Below are 15,307 nucleotides of genomic sequence, written 5' to 3' on the forward strand. Positions count from 1 at the left end.
CCGTCATGAGGACCACGTTCATAGACTGACTGACGAAAACACCATCACTCACAAGGAGCTTTTGTGGCCATCTCACGCAACGACCTCGTCGCTGCCCTCGCTTCGAAGGCCGGCACCAGCAAGGCCGACGCCGACGCGGTTCTCTCGTCCTTCAGCGAGATCCTCCTCGACTCCGTCGCCAAGGGCGAGAAGGTCTCGATCCCCGGCATCCTCTCGGTCGAGCGCGTTCCCCGCGCCGCCCGCACGGGTCGCAACCCCTCCACGGGCGAGACGATCGACATCCCCGCCGGCTTCGGCGTGAAGGTCAGCGTCGGCTCGCGCCTCAAGGCAGCAGCCAAGTAGTTCACCCCCTGTCGGACGTCGGCCCAGCCGGCGTCCGACAGCATCCAGCGACGCCACCGGGCCCACCGCCCGGTGGCGTCGCTGCTTCCACGATGTGAGGATCAGCCATGGCCACGCCGTTCCACCGCCTCGCCCGCGAGACTCCCCGCTATGCGTGGTGGAAGCTCCCGGTCGCAGCGCTGGTGATCGTGGTGACCTACTTCGCCCTCTGCATCGTGCTGATGGGGCTGGCCGCGCTGTGGTTCGCCGTCTCGGACTCGTCGTCGTCCTTCGAGGGTTGGCTCGACTCCGCCGGCGACCTCGATCTCGCCCGGCTCGACTATTTCGTGATCGACATGCTGAGCCTGGTGCTGCTGATCCCGTCGGTGCTGCTCGGCGTGCTGGTCACCGGTCCGCGTCCGGTCGGCTACCTGTCGTCGGTCACCGGACGGCTGCGGTGGCGCTGGCTGGGCGTCACGGCCGTCATCGCCACGACGATCTCGCTCGTGACGATCGGCGGGTCACTGCTGGCCACGCAGATGACCGATCCGTCTGAGGTCAGTGCCCCGGCGCAGGTCGACGGGCGCGTCGCCGTGACGCTGCTGGTCGTGCTGCTGATCGTGCCCTTCCAGTCCGCGGCCGAGGAGTACCTCTTCCGCGGGTTCCTGCTGCAGCTGGTCGGGTCGTGGTCGCGCTTCGCGATCGTGGCGATCCTCGTCACCACGCCCTTGTTCGTGGCAGGTCACGGCTACGGGCTGTGGGGGTTGGTGGACGTCGGCGTGTTCGGCCTGACCGCGGCGGTGCTGACGATCCGCACGGGCGGGCTCGAGGCGGCGATCTCGGCGCACGCCGCCAACAACGTCGTGCTGTTCGCGCTCGACGCGCTGGGCATGGTCTCGGCCACCGACGACACGGGTGCGGGACCGATCGACGTCGTGCCGACGATCATCTCGAGCATCCTGCTGCTCGTCGTGGTCGAGTGGGCAGCCCGTCGCCGAGGCGTCCAGCGCACGCGCGACCGCATCCCGGAGCCGCCAGCGCCCATGTGGCCGCCGCCGCCCTACGCGATCGTCTGGTACCCGCCACCGGTCCCCCACCACTGGCCGAGCGAGCGCAGCGAGCGAAGGCAAGCGCCCGGGCGAAGCCCGGCAGCGGTGAGGAACGAACCGCTGGGGCCGCGAAGCGGCGCGCTGCATCCGAACACCCCCGACTACCCGGGCGAGCTGCCGCCCGGGTGGCGCTGACCGGGAGTCAGCGGACGGTCGGACGTCCTGCCGTCTCCCAAGCCTCCATGCCGCCGGCGACGTTGGTCACGTCGTGGCCCTGCGCGTGCAGCCACTGCGTCGCCCGCGCCGAGCGTCCGCCCAGGTGGCAGATCACGAGGGTCCGCACCGCCGGATCGAGCTCACCGACCCGTGCGGGGATGTCGCCGAGCGGGATGTGGATCGCGCCGTCGATGTGACCCGCGGCCCACTCGTGGGGCTCACGGACGTCGAGGACGACGAGGTCGCCGGGAATGGTGTCCGGGATCGCGTCGATCTCGGTGGTCGGGATGCTCGGATCGCTCATGCTCCATGGTGCAACGCGACGAAATCCGGCGCGAACGGGGGTCTGATCGGTCACAGGGGTAGCGATGAACCCCCCCGCCTAGTTACTTTGGACCAGAGGATTCGGATTTCCGTGGTTCCATGGAGGTGGCAGCTTCCGGTGACAGACGAAGGGCGGTGGACGAGATGGACCCACGTGACACCGTCCGTCTCCCCTTCGCCCCTTCCACGCCGGGCATCGCCCGTACCCGTCTGGCCGCCTTCCTCACCCGGCAGCACGCCTCCTCGTCGGTCATCGACGACGCGCTGATCGTCATCAGCGAGATGATCGCCAACGCCGTGAGCCACGGCGTCCCGGGCACCGACGGGACGATCGAGATCTCGTGGTCGATCAACCACGACCTGCTCGAGCTGAGCGTGCTCGACGGCGGCGTGGGCGGCCGACTCGAGCCGATCGACTTCGACGAGGACTCGCTCAGCGGTCGTGGCCTGTCGATCATCAGCCGCGTCGCCGACCGCTGGTGGGTCGACATGTCGGCCGGCACGCGGGTCAACGCCGAGCTCGCGCTCGTGACCCACTGAGCGGCCCCGCAGCCGCCCGTTAGACTCGCCCGTCATGGGCAAGAAGTCGCGACTCAAGACCAAGGGCGCCAAGAAAGAACGCATGCCGTTCGTGGCGCGCACCTTCGAAGGGCTCCCGCGTGAGGCCGACTGGGTCGCGCTGCGTGAGTTCGTGCCGGCGGCGTCGGCCACCATCACCCTGACGACGGGCGAGACCGTGCGGGTGTGCTCGATGCTGCCCGGCAACGGTGCGGGCATCCGCCGCCAGGACGGGGAGATCTGGATCGGCCTGCAGGTCGCCCACAACTTCGGCGACATCAGCCGCGACCTGGCGCACGTCATCGACCTCGCCCGCACGACCGAGCTCGGCAGCCCCGTCCGCATGACCGACCCGGGTGTCGGCCCGCGCCTGCAGGACATCATCGCTCCCGACTCCGCCTTCGACGTCGAGGTGCACGACGGCTTCGACTACTGGGTCGAGGGTGTCGAGTCCAACGACGGCATCGCCGAGGCGCTCGCCGAGGCCAATGACACGATCGCCCCGACCGTCCACCTCGACTCCGTCGACGGTGCCTACTGGACCGAGATGGGCCCGCAGCGGTTCCTCCGCTGGGTCATGACCCACGACGAGACGACGCTGCTCAACGCCCTGGCGCGGCTGCACGCGGCCGACGCCGACACGCTGGGCGAGGGCACCAAGCTCATCGGCCACTTCCGGGCGCATGGCCTGCTCGTGCCGGTGTGGGAGTTCGAGCACGACGCCGACGCCCTCGAGAAGCCGGCCGTCGAGTTCGCCGCCCGTCTCGCCGAGGCCCTGGCCGACGACAGCCCGCTGACCTCCGAGCAGCGGTCGGCCCGTGGCTCGCTGATCAGCCGCCAGGTGCAGGTCTGACCGACCCCTCACCCGAGATGTCGGCACTTCTGGACGTCAAACCGGCTTGGGGACGTACATAGGTGCCGACATCTTGCGGGTCGGGCGCTCAGAAGACGCCCGGCACCTCGTCTGCGCGTCGCCAGTCACCCGTGCCGGGCCAGACGAGCGTGGCCGGCAGCATGCGTCCTTCGGTGACGAGCATGCGTAGCTGATCGACGTCGAACGGGCCGTACTGCACCCCGTCGACGTGGACGAAGTGCGTGCCCGGCACCGTAGCCCCGGCGGTGCTGGCGACCGGAGGGACAGGCGGTGCGGCGGTCGCAACGACTGGGCGACCTGTCCGTGACACGAGGACACCCACCACCAGGCAGGCCGCGCTCGTCGCCCAGATGACGGGCCACCGGCCGGCGAACATGCCGTCGGACGTCGACTGGCGGTAGAGGGTGAACGGCGAGACGTCGAGGCCGACGCCCGTCAGCAGCGAGATCAACGTGATCTCTCGCCCCACCCAGGCGCAGGCGGCGATGACGAAGAACGCCGCGCTCGCCCGGCCCGTCACCGTGGGGTTGAGCAGCGCGACGAGTGCGAGCAGAGCGCCCACCGACATCGCCCAGGCGGCCGCGATGAACAGGAGCAGCAGCACCAAGGTGCGACCGCTCGCCAGACCCCGGAAGACGAGCTCGTAGATGTCGGTGGACACCAGTGCGTAGTGGACGTAGCCGCTGTAGGCACCGAGCAGCAGGGCGAGCGTGAGGCCCGCGACCTGGACGGGCCGGCGCGGTGCCCTCGACGTCATCGCGCCAGCCCGTCCGGGGTGCCGTCCCCGGTCAGAAGGCGCACAGGATCCGCGCGTCGCCCCAGAGACCAACGGTAGTGGGGGGGCCGGAGCCGGTCGGGCCAGCGACGTAGATGTCCTGCAGCTTCAGCCTGTAGGAACCGTTCAGATCGAGCGTCACGTCCTTCGACGTCCCGTTGCCCAAGGTGCCGAAGTCGCTGCTCGCCGCATCCTTGGAGGCGACGAACTTCACGGCAGACCCACTCGGTGACGAGTCAGTGAGGCCGATCCTCGCCGTGAACGTTGTGCAGCGGTAGTTCAGGCTCCATTCGGCCCAGGGGTCTTGGTCCCACCAGAAGTTCGAGGTGTTCCCCACAGACTTGGGGTAGGCGTTTCCTAGGAGATTGCCCGGCGTCGGACCGAATCTCGACGACGACACCCGTGTTAGCTCGCTCAGGTACGTCCAGCCGAAGACCTTGACCGAGCCTGCGCTGGCCGCGGCCTCGTTGTTGAAGCGCGAGGACGGGATGACGACCCGCAACGGCACCGCCGCCCCCGACTGGCTGATGCCGCCAGCGACGCTGAACGATCCGTTGGGGGCGATGCGTGCCGACCCGATCGTGCCGAAGGTGCCGCCGGCACCGACCTGCAGCTGCGCGTATCGTCCGGCGACGCTGCGTCCCGCGGTGCCGGTGACGGTGACGCCCTGTCCTGCCTCGATGACCCGGCTGCTCACGCCAGTGACGGTGACCGTCGGAGTCGACCGCTTCAGCTTGCGAACCTTCAAGCGCATCGGACGGCTCGTGCCTGCGCGGTACTTGCCGGACTTGGGCTTGGTGACGCGGTACTGCCGGTTCTGGCGCGACTTCGGCCTGTCTGTGAAGGCGAACGTCCCGTTGGAGCGCACCCGGGCTGTGGCCTCGCGCTTCCACTTCTTGCCCGAGATGCGCTTGTAGAGCACGACCTTGCCGCCCCTGGCGGGAGAGACTGTGCCGGTGATCGTGACGGACTGCCCGATCATGATGCTGGACGAGCTGATCGACGCCTTGACCCTGTACTTGCGGGCGGCCTCGGCCGGCGCGCCGAGAGCCAGGACGAGGCCGAGAGCGGCGATGACGACGACGAGCTTGCGCATGATTTCTCCAGGAGCACCAGTGGTGACGGGACGGATGCTCGCGACGCTATCGGCTCGTGACGGCACGAGGTGTCCTCCGTTTCACGGACATGTCCCCGCGCAAGCGCCCGCCGTCGGGAATGATCCGGGTCGGTGCCGTTGATCCCTGCATGACCAAGCTCGACTTCGGCCCGGCAAGATGTCGGCACTTATCGACGTGAAATCGGTCCGGGGACGTCGATCAGTGCCGAGATGTTGGGGGAGGGGGTCAGTCGCGGTCGACGGGGCACGACATGCAGCGGGGCCCACCGCGTCCGGAGCCCAGCTGGTCGCCGCTGATCGCGATGACCTCGATGCCGTGCTCCTCGAGCCGCGCGTTGGTCTGCTCGTTACGCTCGTAGGCCACGGCGAGGCGTGCGTCGATGGCGAGGGTGTTGTTGCCGTCGTCCCACTGCTCGCGCTCGGCGGTGACGGGATCGAGTCCGGTGTCGATCTGGTGCAGGGTCTCGATGCCCATCGCCTCGGCCGCGGCGGCGAAGAACGTCGTCTCGGTGCCGATGACGACGCCGTCGCCTGAACCCGTGGAGGGACCCCAGGCCAGCGGCACGGCGCGCAGCGTGTCGGCCATGTTGGGGTAGATGACCACGGTGTCGACGTCGACCATCGTCACGATCGTGTCGAGGTGCATCGTCGCCCTTTCTTGGGCGATCGGGACGGCGAGCACGGTGTGCGCCAGCTGCTCGGACAGCACCTGGTGGGCGAAGCGCTCGAGCCCCGCCGGGGTCGTCCGCTCGCCGATGCCGACCGCGATGACGCCCGGCGACAGCTCGAGCACGTCGCCGCCCTCGAGGTGCTCCAGGTGAGGCCCGTGGACGATTGGCGTGCCTGCGAACCGCTCGTGGTGCTGATAGATGAGCCCGGTCAGCTGCGTCTCGCGGACCCGCGCCGGCATCGCCAGGCTGGTGACGGCGACCCGGTCGCGCAGCCACACCGAGGAGTCTCGGGTGAACAGCAGGTTCGGCAGCGGGTTGATCAGGAAGTCCTCGGGCTGCATCAGGTGGTGTGCCACGCTGCCGTCGAGGTGGATCTCGTCGTTGCGGAGCCCCGCCATCAAGGTCTCGGCGAGCCGCGCCGGGTCAGCATCAGCCAGCAGTGACGCGATCAGCGCCTGCACACTCGGACCGACGAACAGTCCCTTGAGGGTGCTGGCGATGATCTCGTCGCGGGCCGCCTCGATCGCGAGGGTTTGAGTCAGCAGGTCGGTCAGGTAGAGCACCTCGACGTCGTGGTCGCGCAGCGCCTGCGCGAAGGCGTCGTGCTCCTCCTGCGCGCGGCCGAGCCACGGGATGCCGTCGAACAACAGCGAGTCGTTGTTGCGCGGTGTCAGCCGGCCGAGCTCTGGGCCGGGACGGTGCAGCATGACCGTGCGCAACCGTCCGACTTCACTGTCCGCTCCGAGAGGCATGCCGACAGCCTAGTGAGGTGCGGTGACGGCGCACTGCTGACAGGCAGGGGCGGTCGGACCGGCTTCAGTCCCGCGAGGTCGCAGTGACGTTGAAGTCGTTGAAGGTGCCGACGATGCCGCCCGACCTCCTGAGCTTGAAGGTCGCGGTCGCGTGGCGGTAGCGGTCCTTGGCCACCCGCAGGTTGCGGGTGTGCTTGCGTCGGGCCAGGTCGAGGGCAGCCTTCTTCTTGGCACCCTTCTTGGTGCGAGCCTTCTTGATGGAGTTCGCGTAGGTCTTCTTGACCGCAGCCAGACGCTTCTTGTACGTGGCCTTGGCTGCCCGCAGCTGCTTGGCCGACTTGGGTGTCTCGATCCTGGTGAACGTCGTCGTGTCCGTCGTCCTGCTGCTTCGGCCCGACGCCGTCATGGTGGCGCCGGTGATGATCCGGTCGGTGTACGAGACCGGGGCGGTGATGACCAGGTTGCCGGACAGCTGGCCGGGTGTCGCAGCGACGGGGACTGACGGACCAGCGGAGCCGGTGGCGAGCACCTCGTGGCTGAAGGAGTACTGACCCGAGAGGACGAAGTCGCTGGCGACAGTGGTCGTGAGTGCACCGAAGCTGCACTCGCGGTTGACGTCGTCCGCGTCGACGATGAACGCTCGCACGACCAGACCCACCGCGCCGGCACCGTTCAGAGGTTCGGCAACGACATCGTCGATGATGGACGGCTCAGCCACGCCGCAGGTCGTCGCGGCGATGTTCTCGAGCGTCTCGTAGACGCCGGGCGCGTAGAAGTCCCCGGGGGCCAGGAGGTCGTTGGCCACGCTCAGCACCATGTCGCGGGTGACGGGGGCCGGAGTTGCCGCGCTGGACGGTGCGGCCGTCAGCGCGACCGAGGCGACGGCCAGCGAGACCGCCCCGACTATGGAGCGGGACAGGACTGATCTACGCATGACGTTCCCCCGAGATGGTGATGACGGCCCAAGCGGGCAACCTCATCATCCACGGACGGGTAACCCGCTGTCACGGTTTTGTCGAAATGTCAACTCCCCAACCTCGCCCCTGCTCGACGCCCAGTGAGGTGCCCACGGCATGGGACCAAGGGCTCAGAGTCCGTCGGGCAGGTCAAGACGGACGGTCGAGTTGATCGGAGTCTCCGTCCGGACCTGCTTCTCGACCATCCTCGTCCTTGAGGTGGCGATGCCCTTCAGGTACTTCTGCTTGGCCCCCTTGAGCTGGTTGTGCAGGTAGTACCGAGCGATCCGCCTCTTCTTGGTGTTGCCGGACGCCTTCTTGATGGCCTTCTTGAACGTCTTCTTCGCCTTGGCCTTGCGCTGCTCGTACTTCTTCTTGGCGATCTTCTTCTGCTGGGCCGTCTTCGGCGTGGGCGTGACGATCAGCGTCCGCTGGCTGGACTGCGTCAGGACCTTTCCGTCGACCGACAGGGATGCCTGCACCCCGAACTGGCCCTCGGTGAAGACCGGCTCGCCAAAGACGGTGTAGGTCTGGCCGATGTGCCTGTCACCGCTGAAAGGAACCCGTCTGGTGGCGTCGGCATCGACGATTCCACCCTCCTGCACCTGCAGGCGGTAGTGGCCGATCACGGCGGAGCTGTAGGGCGCGGTGAAGAATGCGAACGTGCACGACTCGTACCCATATGCAGGGTCGTTGACCACGTCGACGGTGGCGACGGTCGCTTCGGTGCCCGCACCGAGCGGGGCGCTGGCGTAGCGGATGTCCTTCGGTACGAGGTTGGCGGGCGAGGCCGGCGAGCGGCGGCACACGTCCTGGGCCTTCGCATTGATCATCGCGATCGTGTCCGGGACGGGTGCCGCTGACGCAGGTGACACCGACAGGGTCGCCGAGACGACGGCGAACGCTGCTGCTCCGATGACGGAGCGGGACAGGACGGATCTACGCATGGACTTCCCTCGCGAGTGGCGGTGATGAACGGCCTGCCCATCATGGCGTTCCCGAGGCTTGGTGTCAGCCATTCACCTCGACCGACCGATCCCGCACGGAGCAGCTCCGTGCGGGATCGGTCGAAGGGTGCGGCTGCGCGGGGTGGGTCAGCCCTCGTTGAGCGTCGCTCCGATGGTGAAGGGACGGGTGTCGGTGGTGCTGTTCGACTTCTTGACCAGCTTGTAGTTGGCGATGGCGATCTTGTACTTGGCCTTGGCCAGGGCGCGTGCCTTGACGTAGATGCGCTTGGCGGCGGCCTTCTTGTTCTTGCTGCTGCCGGCCTTGTCGAGGGCCTTGGCGTAGTTCTTCTTGGCGGCGGCGAGGCGCTTGGTGTACTTGCTCTTGGCGGCCTTCTTCTCGGACTTGGTCTTCCTGTCCGCGACCTTGACCTCGGTGGTGGTGGTCGTCGTCTTGGTCGAGGCACCCGCAGCGCTGAAGCTCGGCGCTGCGCTGATGTTGAAGCCCTGTCCGACCGAGACCGGCGGGGTCACGAAGACGTCGCCGGACAGCGCGGACGTCGAAACCGCGGCGGCCGACACGTTGGACGAGGAGACCGGCTGCGTCGGGACGTCGAGGGCGGCGGTGCCCTGCAGGGTGAAACCGGGGACGGTCGAGGCAACGGCACCGACGAAGCAGTAGCGCGACGTCTCCGTCACGACGTTGTCCACACGTGCGCCGCCGATGAAGCCGTCTGCGGTGGCATTCGCCTGGGTGGGCTCGGCGAAGTTGTCCCCGAGGTACTCGCCGGCGTCGCTGTCGATGGCGCAGCTGCGGTTCATCACGACTCGGAGCGCCTTCTGCGCCGCGATCTCCTGTGCTTCGGTCGGATCGTCCATCCGGAGGGTCGACGCGACGGTGAGCACCTGGTCCTGCGTGATGCCGGTGGGCGTGGCGGCGGTGGCGGGGACGGCGGCGAGTGCGACCGAGCCGATGGCGAGGGCGGCACCGGCAACTGCGGTGCGGGCGAGACGGGACGTGTACATGTAGCTCCTTCAAATGGTGACGGGTCGAAGTGACCCACCGAGCATCATGACGCTGATCGTGTCCCCGCACTCCCCATTTGTGAAAACGCGAGCCGCCAGCCGAACCTCACGCCTGCGGCCAGGCCACGTCGGTCGAGATGATCGTGACGCTGCTGGCCGTGGCGGGCGCGCTGCGAGACGCCGGGGGACTGTTGATCCCGACCACCGGGACGTCCGCGATCGCGGCCCGGTAGGTGGCCTTGGCCCGTGCCCGCCGTGTGTCGTAGGCCTTCTTCGCCGCGATGCGCCGCCGTTTGCTCTTGCCGGCCTTCTTGCGCGCCTTGGCGTACTTCGTCCGCGCCTTCTTGACGGCGGCGTCGTACGCCGTGCGTGCTGCCTTGAGCTCGGCGGTGGTGCGCGGCCGGGCCGTCGGGGCAGGGGCCACGGGTGCGGGCGCGGCGGCCTCTGCAGCCGAACCCGACGTGAGCCCGACCTCCAGCACCCCGGTCTCGGAGACGTCGACCGGTGCCGTCACGTGCACGTCGCCCGACAGTGAGGACGAGTGCAGCGTCCTGCCACCGTCCGCGGCATCCATCGGCAGGCCCCTGACCAGCACCGATCCGTCCAGAGTGGCGTCGTCGTCCGCGGGAGCCAGCGCGACGGTGGCGAGCGACCGCGTCTGGACGGTGTCGGTGCGGGTGAGCGTGGCGTCGATCAGCACGCCGATGACGTCAACGTCGTCCGACGTGGGATAGGCGGTGTAGTCGACGAGGTCGGTACCGACCGGGACGGACCCGGCGATGATGGCGCGCACCGCCCGATCGGTCGCAGCTTCGTCGGCAGTGGCCGGGTCGCCGGCGCGCAGTCCTGTCGCGGCGGCGAGCACCATCTCGCGGGTGACAGCGGCGGTCACGACAGGCCTGCGGTCGGCTCGACGGCCAGCGTGACGTCGAGGCGGTAGGGCCGGACGGTCGTGACCCGGCGGGGTGCCTTCGCGGCGAGGTACTTCTTCGTGGCGGCGGCCAGCTTCTTCTTCAAGATCTTCTTCGCCTTGGTCGTGCGCCCTGCCGCGGCGTACGCCTTCTTGGCCTTCTTGACGGCCTTGGCGCGTGCCTTGGTCGCCTTCTTCTTGGCGGCTTTCGACGCGGGGGTGACGGTCGTGGTCGTCTGCCTGCCGGACGCGACGAGGACGGCGGTGGTGCTGACCGCGCGGTCGCTCAGCACGGCGCTGGTCGGTCCGCTCGATCCCACGACAGCACCTGCGGTGCTCACACCTCCGACGTTCAGCGTGTAGCTGCCGTCGAGAGTGGCATCGTCATCGGTCGAGATGATCGCGAACGTGCAGAGACGATCGGGCTCCTGGCCGGCCCCGTCGACCTCGTACGTGTAGACGCCGACCTCGGCGCGGTCGTCGTCCTCGGCGGAGTCCATGTCGACGAACCCGGCACCCGCCGGGCACAGTCGCGCGGCGATGGCGTCCTCGTCGATGTCGTCCGCAGACGCTCTGATCGGCGTCGCGGCGACGGCGAACGTCATCCCGAGCGCGGCGAGGACGAGCGTGTGACGTCGGGTCGAACGGTTCATTCTTCTCCCACGGAATGGCCACGAGTGGCTGTGTGGCCACGACTCCCGTCGTCGTCCGGATCGATCTCCCGTTCGGCCCGGACGCGTGGCCGATTCCCATCATGCCGCCCTGGGCGGTCGGCGTGACGGTTTCGCAGGAAGTTGCTCCGAACGCAGCGATCCCGCCCGGACGCGTGGGGCGTCGGGCGGGATCGTGGGCGGTCGTCTGCAGGTCAGAGCAGCTCGAGGGACAGCGCGAACGGCCGCGAGTCGGTGCTGGTCGTGGCCTTCTTGACGATGCGGTAGCCGGCGATCGCGTACGAGTACTTGGCCTTCGCGGTGGCCCGCTTGGCTACGTAGGCCTTCTTGGCAGCGGCCTTCTTGCTCTTGCTGCTCTTGGCCTTGGCGAGGGCCTTCTTGTACGACTTCTTGGCAGCCTTGATCCGCTTGTCGTACTTCTTCTTGGCAGCCTTCTTCTCGGACGTGGTCTTCTTGTCCTTGACCTTCACAGCCGGGACGTTGGTCGTCTTCGTGATGGCACCCGTTGCGCTGAAGGCTGGGAACCCACCGGTGAACGTCGCAGGAGGCACGACCGTGATGGGCGCGGAAACTGTCACGTCCCCCGTCAGGGGTGTGGTGACAGAGACGGTCTTGTTGCCGGGATCAGTCTGGACGCTGACGGTCGAGGTTCCGCTCAGGGTGAAGTCGGGAAGCGTGGACGCGACGACCGCCACGACGCAGTCGCGCTGCGACTCGTCGACGATGTTGAAGATCTGGCCATAGGCCACGAGGCCGTCGGCGCTTCCTCCGGCCTTCGCCGGGATTGCCTCCACCGTGGTGTCGAGCAGCTCGCCGCCGTCGATGTCGACCGCACATCCGCGGTGCAGAATGCTGCGCACCGCCTTGATCGCCGGGCCCCCCGGGTTGTCAGGGTTGGCCCGGTAACCCGCGGCAGCCGTCAGGACGGACTCGCGGGTGATGCCGGACGGGGTCGCGGCGGTGGCGGTGGTCGCGGTCAGAGCGGTCGCGCTGACGGCCAGTGCTGCCGACGCGATCACCGCCCTCGACAAGTTCAGGGTGCGCATCAGATCTCCTCAGCGGATGTAGTGCGGCCGGGAGGCCGACACTCGATGGTGGCACCAGATGGGCGACATCGACCGTGGTTTGAGCAAAATCTCGATCACGCACCGCGTAACGGAGCGATCCCGCCCCGAGCTTGTTCTCGGAGCGGGATCGCTGGAGCCGTGGGTCGATTGCTTAGTAGTAGCTGTACCCGGCAGTAACGGAGAAGGGCTTGTTGTCCGTCGTCGTGACCGTCCTGGTGACGACCTTGAAGCCGGAGATCGAGCTCTTGTACTTGGCCTTGGCCAGGGCGCGGGCCTTGGCGTAGACCCGCTTGGCGGCTGCCTTCTTGTTCTTGCTGCTGCCGGCCTTGTCGAGGGCCTTGGCGTAGTTCTTCTTGGCCTGGGCGAGGCGCTTGACGTACTTCTTCTTGGCGGCCTTCTTCTGCTTGGTCGTCTTCTTGTCCTTGACCTTCGTGGAAGTCTTCGTGGTGGTGGTCTTGGCGGCATTGCCGGTCGCGGTGAAAGTGGTGCCGACCGAGAAGGTGGTGCCGCCGTTGATCGGCGCGGTCACGGCCACCTGGCCGGACAGTGGTGCGGTGAACGTCAGAGGGGTTCCGCTACCGGGAATCTCGGGCGTGGGCGTGTCCGTCATCCGGCCTGTGATGGTGCTTCCGCCCGTCAGCGCGTAGGTCGGATCGACGACTGCCACCGCGCCGAAGTCGCAGTACCGAGGTACGCCGGCGGTGACGATGGTGACACTGGCGAGGAATCCGTCTGCGTCGTCACCAGCGGCGGTGGCATAGGCGCGGGGATTCACGATCTGGTCGCCCGCGGCAACGCTGCATGTGGGGGTAGCGATAGTGCGCAAGGTCTCGATGGTCGCGTCGGTGAGATCGTTGCCGGCTCCCGTGGCTCGGATGCTGGCAGCCGCTGCCAGCACCTGGTCTCGGGTCACGCCCGACGGCGTGACGGCTGAAGCGGGGACGGCCGCGAGGGCGACGGAGCCGACGGCGAGCGACGCGACAGCGACGACCGATCGGGTCAGGAGAGAAGAACGCATGATGCTCCTTGGGAGTGAAGGCAGGGCCTTCTGACCCCGTTCATGATCATGCGGCCCCCAAAGCCGTCGCGCTGCGTGAGCGGCGGAAACCATCCCGATTGACCAGGGCAGGTGGTCACCATGGGTCCGGGAAGCAGCGATCCCGCCCGGAGCCGGGAGGCTCCGAGCGGGATCAGAGCACGCGTGGTTCAGCGGCTAAGGCCTCCGGTCGTGAAGGTGAACGGCGCCTTGGTCGTCGTGGCGTTCTCGGAGACGACGATCGTGAGGGTGCCGGCAGTGGCCGCGCGGTAGGCGGCCTTCGCCGACTTCTTCTTGGCGACGTACGCCCTCTTGGCGGCGGACTTCTTGCTGGTGCTCGAGCCGGCCTTGTCCTTGGCCTTCGAGTACGCCTTCTTGGCCGACGCGACCCGGCGGTCGTAGACCTTCCGGGCGGCCTTCTTCTGCGCGGTCGTCTTGGGTGTCACGACGCGGGACGACGTTCCGGTCGTCGCCGCCTTCGTGATGACGTCGCCCGATGCGGTCGCCACGGACCCGGGACCGTACTCGACGCTGTCGAGGCGCGGCGTCACGTACACCTCACCGGACAGCGGGTAGCTCGCAGAGGCAGCGGCGCTCCGCAGGTCCTCCTCTTCGTCCGGTGCGGCGATCGTCGCGGTGCCCGACATCGTCGTGAGCGCCTTGGTGACGGCGAAGGCCGCGAAGGTGCAGTACTGGGGAGGAGCCTCGCTCTCCTCGCTCCAGCCCGAGGAGGCGTAGATCAGCACGCCGTCGACACCGTCCGGCTGGGACGTCGTCTCGACGTCCACGTAGCCGTCGTCCGCACTGAAGCCGCAGACGCTGGCCACGAGCTTCGCCGCGTCAGGGTTGCTCTCGGAGCCGAAGAAGACGCGGCTGGCGTCAGCGGCACCGAGGACCGTCTCGCGAGTGATGCCCGCCGGTGTGTCGGCGACGGCCGGTGATCCGGCCAGGGTGACAGATCCGATGGCGATCGTCGCGAGAGCGACGGCCCCGCGGGTCAAGAGGGAGGTGCGCATGGTGGTCCTTCTGGAGCGTGAGGTGGGAGTGTGGTTGATCGACCGAAGACTGGTCTGGCTGCGGTACGTCACGAGAACAGGAAGTTGTCGGTGGAAGCCGAGAACCGGCGTCCATCGGTCTGTGTCGACCGGATCTTGACGAGCTTGTAGCCCGCGATGGAGTAGGCGTAGGTCGACCTGACGGCCGCCCGGCGGGAGACGTAGGCCGTCCGCGCGGCGGTCCTCTCAGCAGCGTTGCGGCCGGCCCGCTTCAGAGCTTTCGCGTACGTCTTCTTCGCTGCGGCGATGCGGCGCTCGTACTTCTTCTTGGCAGCCTTCTTGACCGCCTTGCTCTTCTTGTCAGCGACCTTGGTCGTGGTGAACGCGTTGCCAACGGGGCTTTTGACCAGACCGTCGGCCTGGAGGCCCGCGAAGGCGATCTCGCCCTTCGCCTGGACGCGCGGAGAGGCGAAGACGTCACCGGAGAGCTCGAACACCTTGGTCGAGCTGGACCCGGAACCGAATCCGATGCCTCCGTTCTCCAGCACGATCGAGAGGGTCCGAACGGTGACGCTGCCGGTGAAGGTGGTGACGTTGCCGACCGGAGCGACCGCCACGAACGAACAGGTCTCGACCGACTCGAGGTCGGAGGGGCTCAAGCTGGTGGCGATGACCGCTGTCACGGCCACCCCGTCCACACCGTCCGGGACGTCCACGGCGCTTCCGAAGGACTGCACCGGCTTCCCGCTGCTGAGGTCGCACGTGCGCGAGACTAGGGCGTTGAGTGCCGCTTGGGTTGCAGGTGAACCTCCCGACTCAGGGTTCTGGGAGGACCCGGCTTCGGCGCGGACCACCGAGGCGGCGGCAAGCACCATGTCGCGGGTGATGCCGGTGGACGTGGCGGCGTTGGCGGGGACGGCGGCCAGGGCGACCGAGCCGATGGCCAGTGCCGCTGCTGCGACCACCGACCGGGACAGGAGGGACGAACGCATGATGCTCCTTGGGAGTGAGGTGGACCACATGATCCACCGCCGATCATCCGTCG

At 68.0% G+C, this 15,307-nt stretch carries 17 protein-coding genes; 4 read left to right on the top strand and 13 right to left on the bottom strand.

What is annotated here, in order from left to right:
• Window positions 1–63 precede the first annotated feature (63 nt).
• Entirely contained in the window at window positions 64–342 is a 279-nt protein-coding gene (locus JOF40_RS05625) for an HU family DNA-binding protein (RefSeq protein ID WP_129180870.1), read from the top strand.
• A gap of 107 nt (window positions 343–449) precedes the next feature.
• Entirely contained in the window at window positions 450–1,565 is a 1,116-nt protein-coding gene (locus JOF40_RS05630) for a CPBP family intramembrane glutamic endopeptidase (RefSeq protein WP_129180872.1), read from the top strand.
• A gap of 7 nt (window positions 1,566–1,572) precedes the next feature.
• Here JOF40_RS05630 and JOF40_RS05635 read toward each other — a convergent pair whose 3' ends face one another.
• Window positions 1,573–1,890 (bottom strand): rhodanese-like domain-containing protein, encoded by a 318-nt coding sequence (locus tag JOF40_RS05635; protein ID WP_129180874.1) that lies wholly within the window; start codon window positions 1,888–1,890, stop codon window positions 1,573–1,575.
• Between the two features lie 164 nt (window positions 1,891–2,054).
• Here JOF40_RS05635 and JOF40_RS05640 point away from each other — a divergent pair, with 164 nt between their 5' ends.
• Together JOF40_RS05640 and JOF40_RS05645 are read left to right on the top strand one after the other, a co-directional pair.
• Window positions 2,055–2,450 carry an ATP-binding protein gene (locus JOF40_RS05640; RefSeq protein ID WP_188111688.1) on the top strand — a complete coding sequence of 132 codons (396 nt, stop codon included), beginning with the start codon at window positions 2,055–2,057 and terminating at the stop codon, window positions 2,448–2,450.
• Window positions 2,451–2,484: 34 nt separating this feature from the next.
• A complete protein-coding gene (locus tag JOF40_RS05645; protein ID WP_129180878.1) occupies window positions 2,485–3,321 on the top strand; it encodes a DUF5926 family protein in 837 nt (278 codons plus the stop codon).
• Window positions 3,322–3,409: 88 nt separating this feature from the next.
• Here JOF40_RS05645 and JOF40_RS05650 read toward each other — a convergent pair whose 3' ends face one another.
• The 12 genes from JOF40_RS05650 to JOF40_RS05705 form a co-directional block, all read right to left on the bottom strand.
• A complete protein-coding gene (locus JOF40_RS05650; protein WP_129180880.1) occupies window positions 3,410–4,099 on the bottom strand; it encodes a DUF4339 domain-containing protein in 690 nt (229 codons plus the stop codon).
• 31 nt (window positions 4,100–4,130) lie between these two features.
• Window positions 4,131–5,213, bottom strand: coding sequence for a hypothetical protein (locus JOF40_RS05655; RefSeq protein ID WP_129180882.1), 1,083 nt, complete (start codon window positions 5,211–5,213; stop codon window positions 4,131–4,133).
• A gap of 247 nt (window positions 5,214–5,460) precedes the next feature.
• Window positions 5,461–6,657: an arginine deiminase gene (locus tag JOF40_RS05660; RefSeq protein WP_129180884.1), complete on the bottom strand. Its 1,197-nt coding sequence runs from the start codon at window positions 6,655–6,657 to the stop codon at window positions 5,461–5,463.
• Window positions 6,658–6,721: 64 nt separating this feature from the next.
• Window positions 6,722–7,591, bottom strand: coding sequence for a hypothetical protein (locus tag JOF40_RS05665; protein WP_129180885.1), 870 nt, complete (start codon window positions 7,589–7,591; stop codon window positions 6,722–6,724).
• A 153-nt stretch (window positions 7,592–7,744) separates the two neighbouring features.
• Entirely contained in the window at window positions 7,745–8,560 is an 816-nt protein-coding gene (locus tag JOF40_RS05670; RefSeq protein WP_188111689.1) for a hypothetical protein, read from the bottom strand.
• A 147-nt stretch (window positions 8,561–8,707) separates the two neighbouring features.
• Window positions 8,708–9,583 (bottom strand): hypothetical protein, encoded by an 876-nt coding sequence (locus tag JOF40_RS05675; RefSeq protein WP_129180887.1) that lies wholly within the window; start codon window positions 9,581–9,583, stop codon window positions 8,708–8,710.
• 106 nt (window positions 9,584–9,689) lie between these two features.
• Window positions 9,690–10,475: a hypothetical protein gene (locus JOF40_RS05680; protein ID WP_129180889.1), complete on the bottom strand. Its 786-nt coding sequence runs from the start codon at window positions 10,473–10,475 to the stop codon at window positions 9,690–9,692.
• Window positions 10,472–11,146, bottom strand: coding sequence for a hypothetical protein (locus tag JOF40_RS05685; protein ID WP_129180890.1), 675 nt, complete (start codon window positions 11,144–11,146; stop codon window positions 10,472–10,474). Before JOF40_RS05685 ends, JOF40_RS05680 begins: the two co-directional genes overlap by 4 nt.
• A 212-nt stretch (window positions 11,147–11,358) precedes the next feature.
• Window positions 11,359–12,210 (bottom strand): hypothetical protein, encoded by an 852-nt coding sequence (locus JOF40_RS05690; protein ID WP_129180892.1) that lies wholly within the window; start codon window positions 12,208–12,210, stop codon window positions 11,359–11,361.
• A gap of 172 nt (window positions 12,211–12,382) precedes the next feature.
• The gene (locus tag JOF40_RS05695; RefSeq protein ID WP_129180894.1) at window positions 12,383–13,249 is read right to left on the bottom strand and encodes a hypothetical protein; all 867 of its coding nucleotides are present in this window, start codon (window positions 13,247–13,249) and stop codon (window positions 12,383–12,385) included.
• Between the two features lie 188 nt (window positions 13,250–13,437).
• The gene (locus JOF40_RS05700; protein WP_188111690.1) at window positions 13,438–14,283 is read right to left on the bottom strand and encodes a hypothetical protein; all 846 of its coding nucleotides are present in this window, start codon (window positions 14,281–14,283) and stop codon (window positions 13,438–13,440) included.
• A 68-nt stretch (window positions 14,284–14,351) separates the two neighbouring features.
• Window positions 14,352–15,254 carry a hypothetical protein gene (locus tag JOF40_RS05705; RefSeq protein ID WP_129180897.1) on the bottom strand — a complete coding sequence of 301 codons (903 nt, stop codon included), beginning with the start codon at window positions 15,252–15,254 and terminating at the stop codon, window positions 14,352–14,354.
• Window positions 15,255–15,307: the final 53 nt, after the last annotated feature.

It is taken from the genome of Aeromicrobium fastidiosum, assembly GCF_017876595.1.
GTDB lineage: Bacteria > Actinomycetota > Actinomycetes > Propionibacteriales > Nocardioidaceae > Aeromicrobium > Aeromicrobium fastidiosum.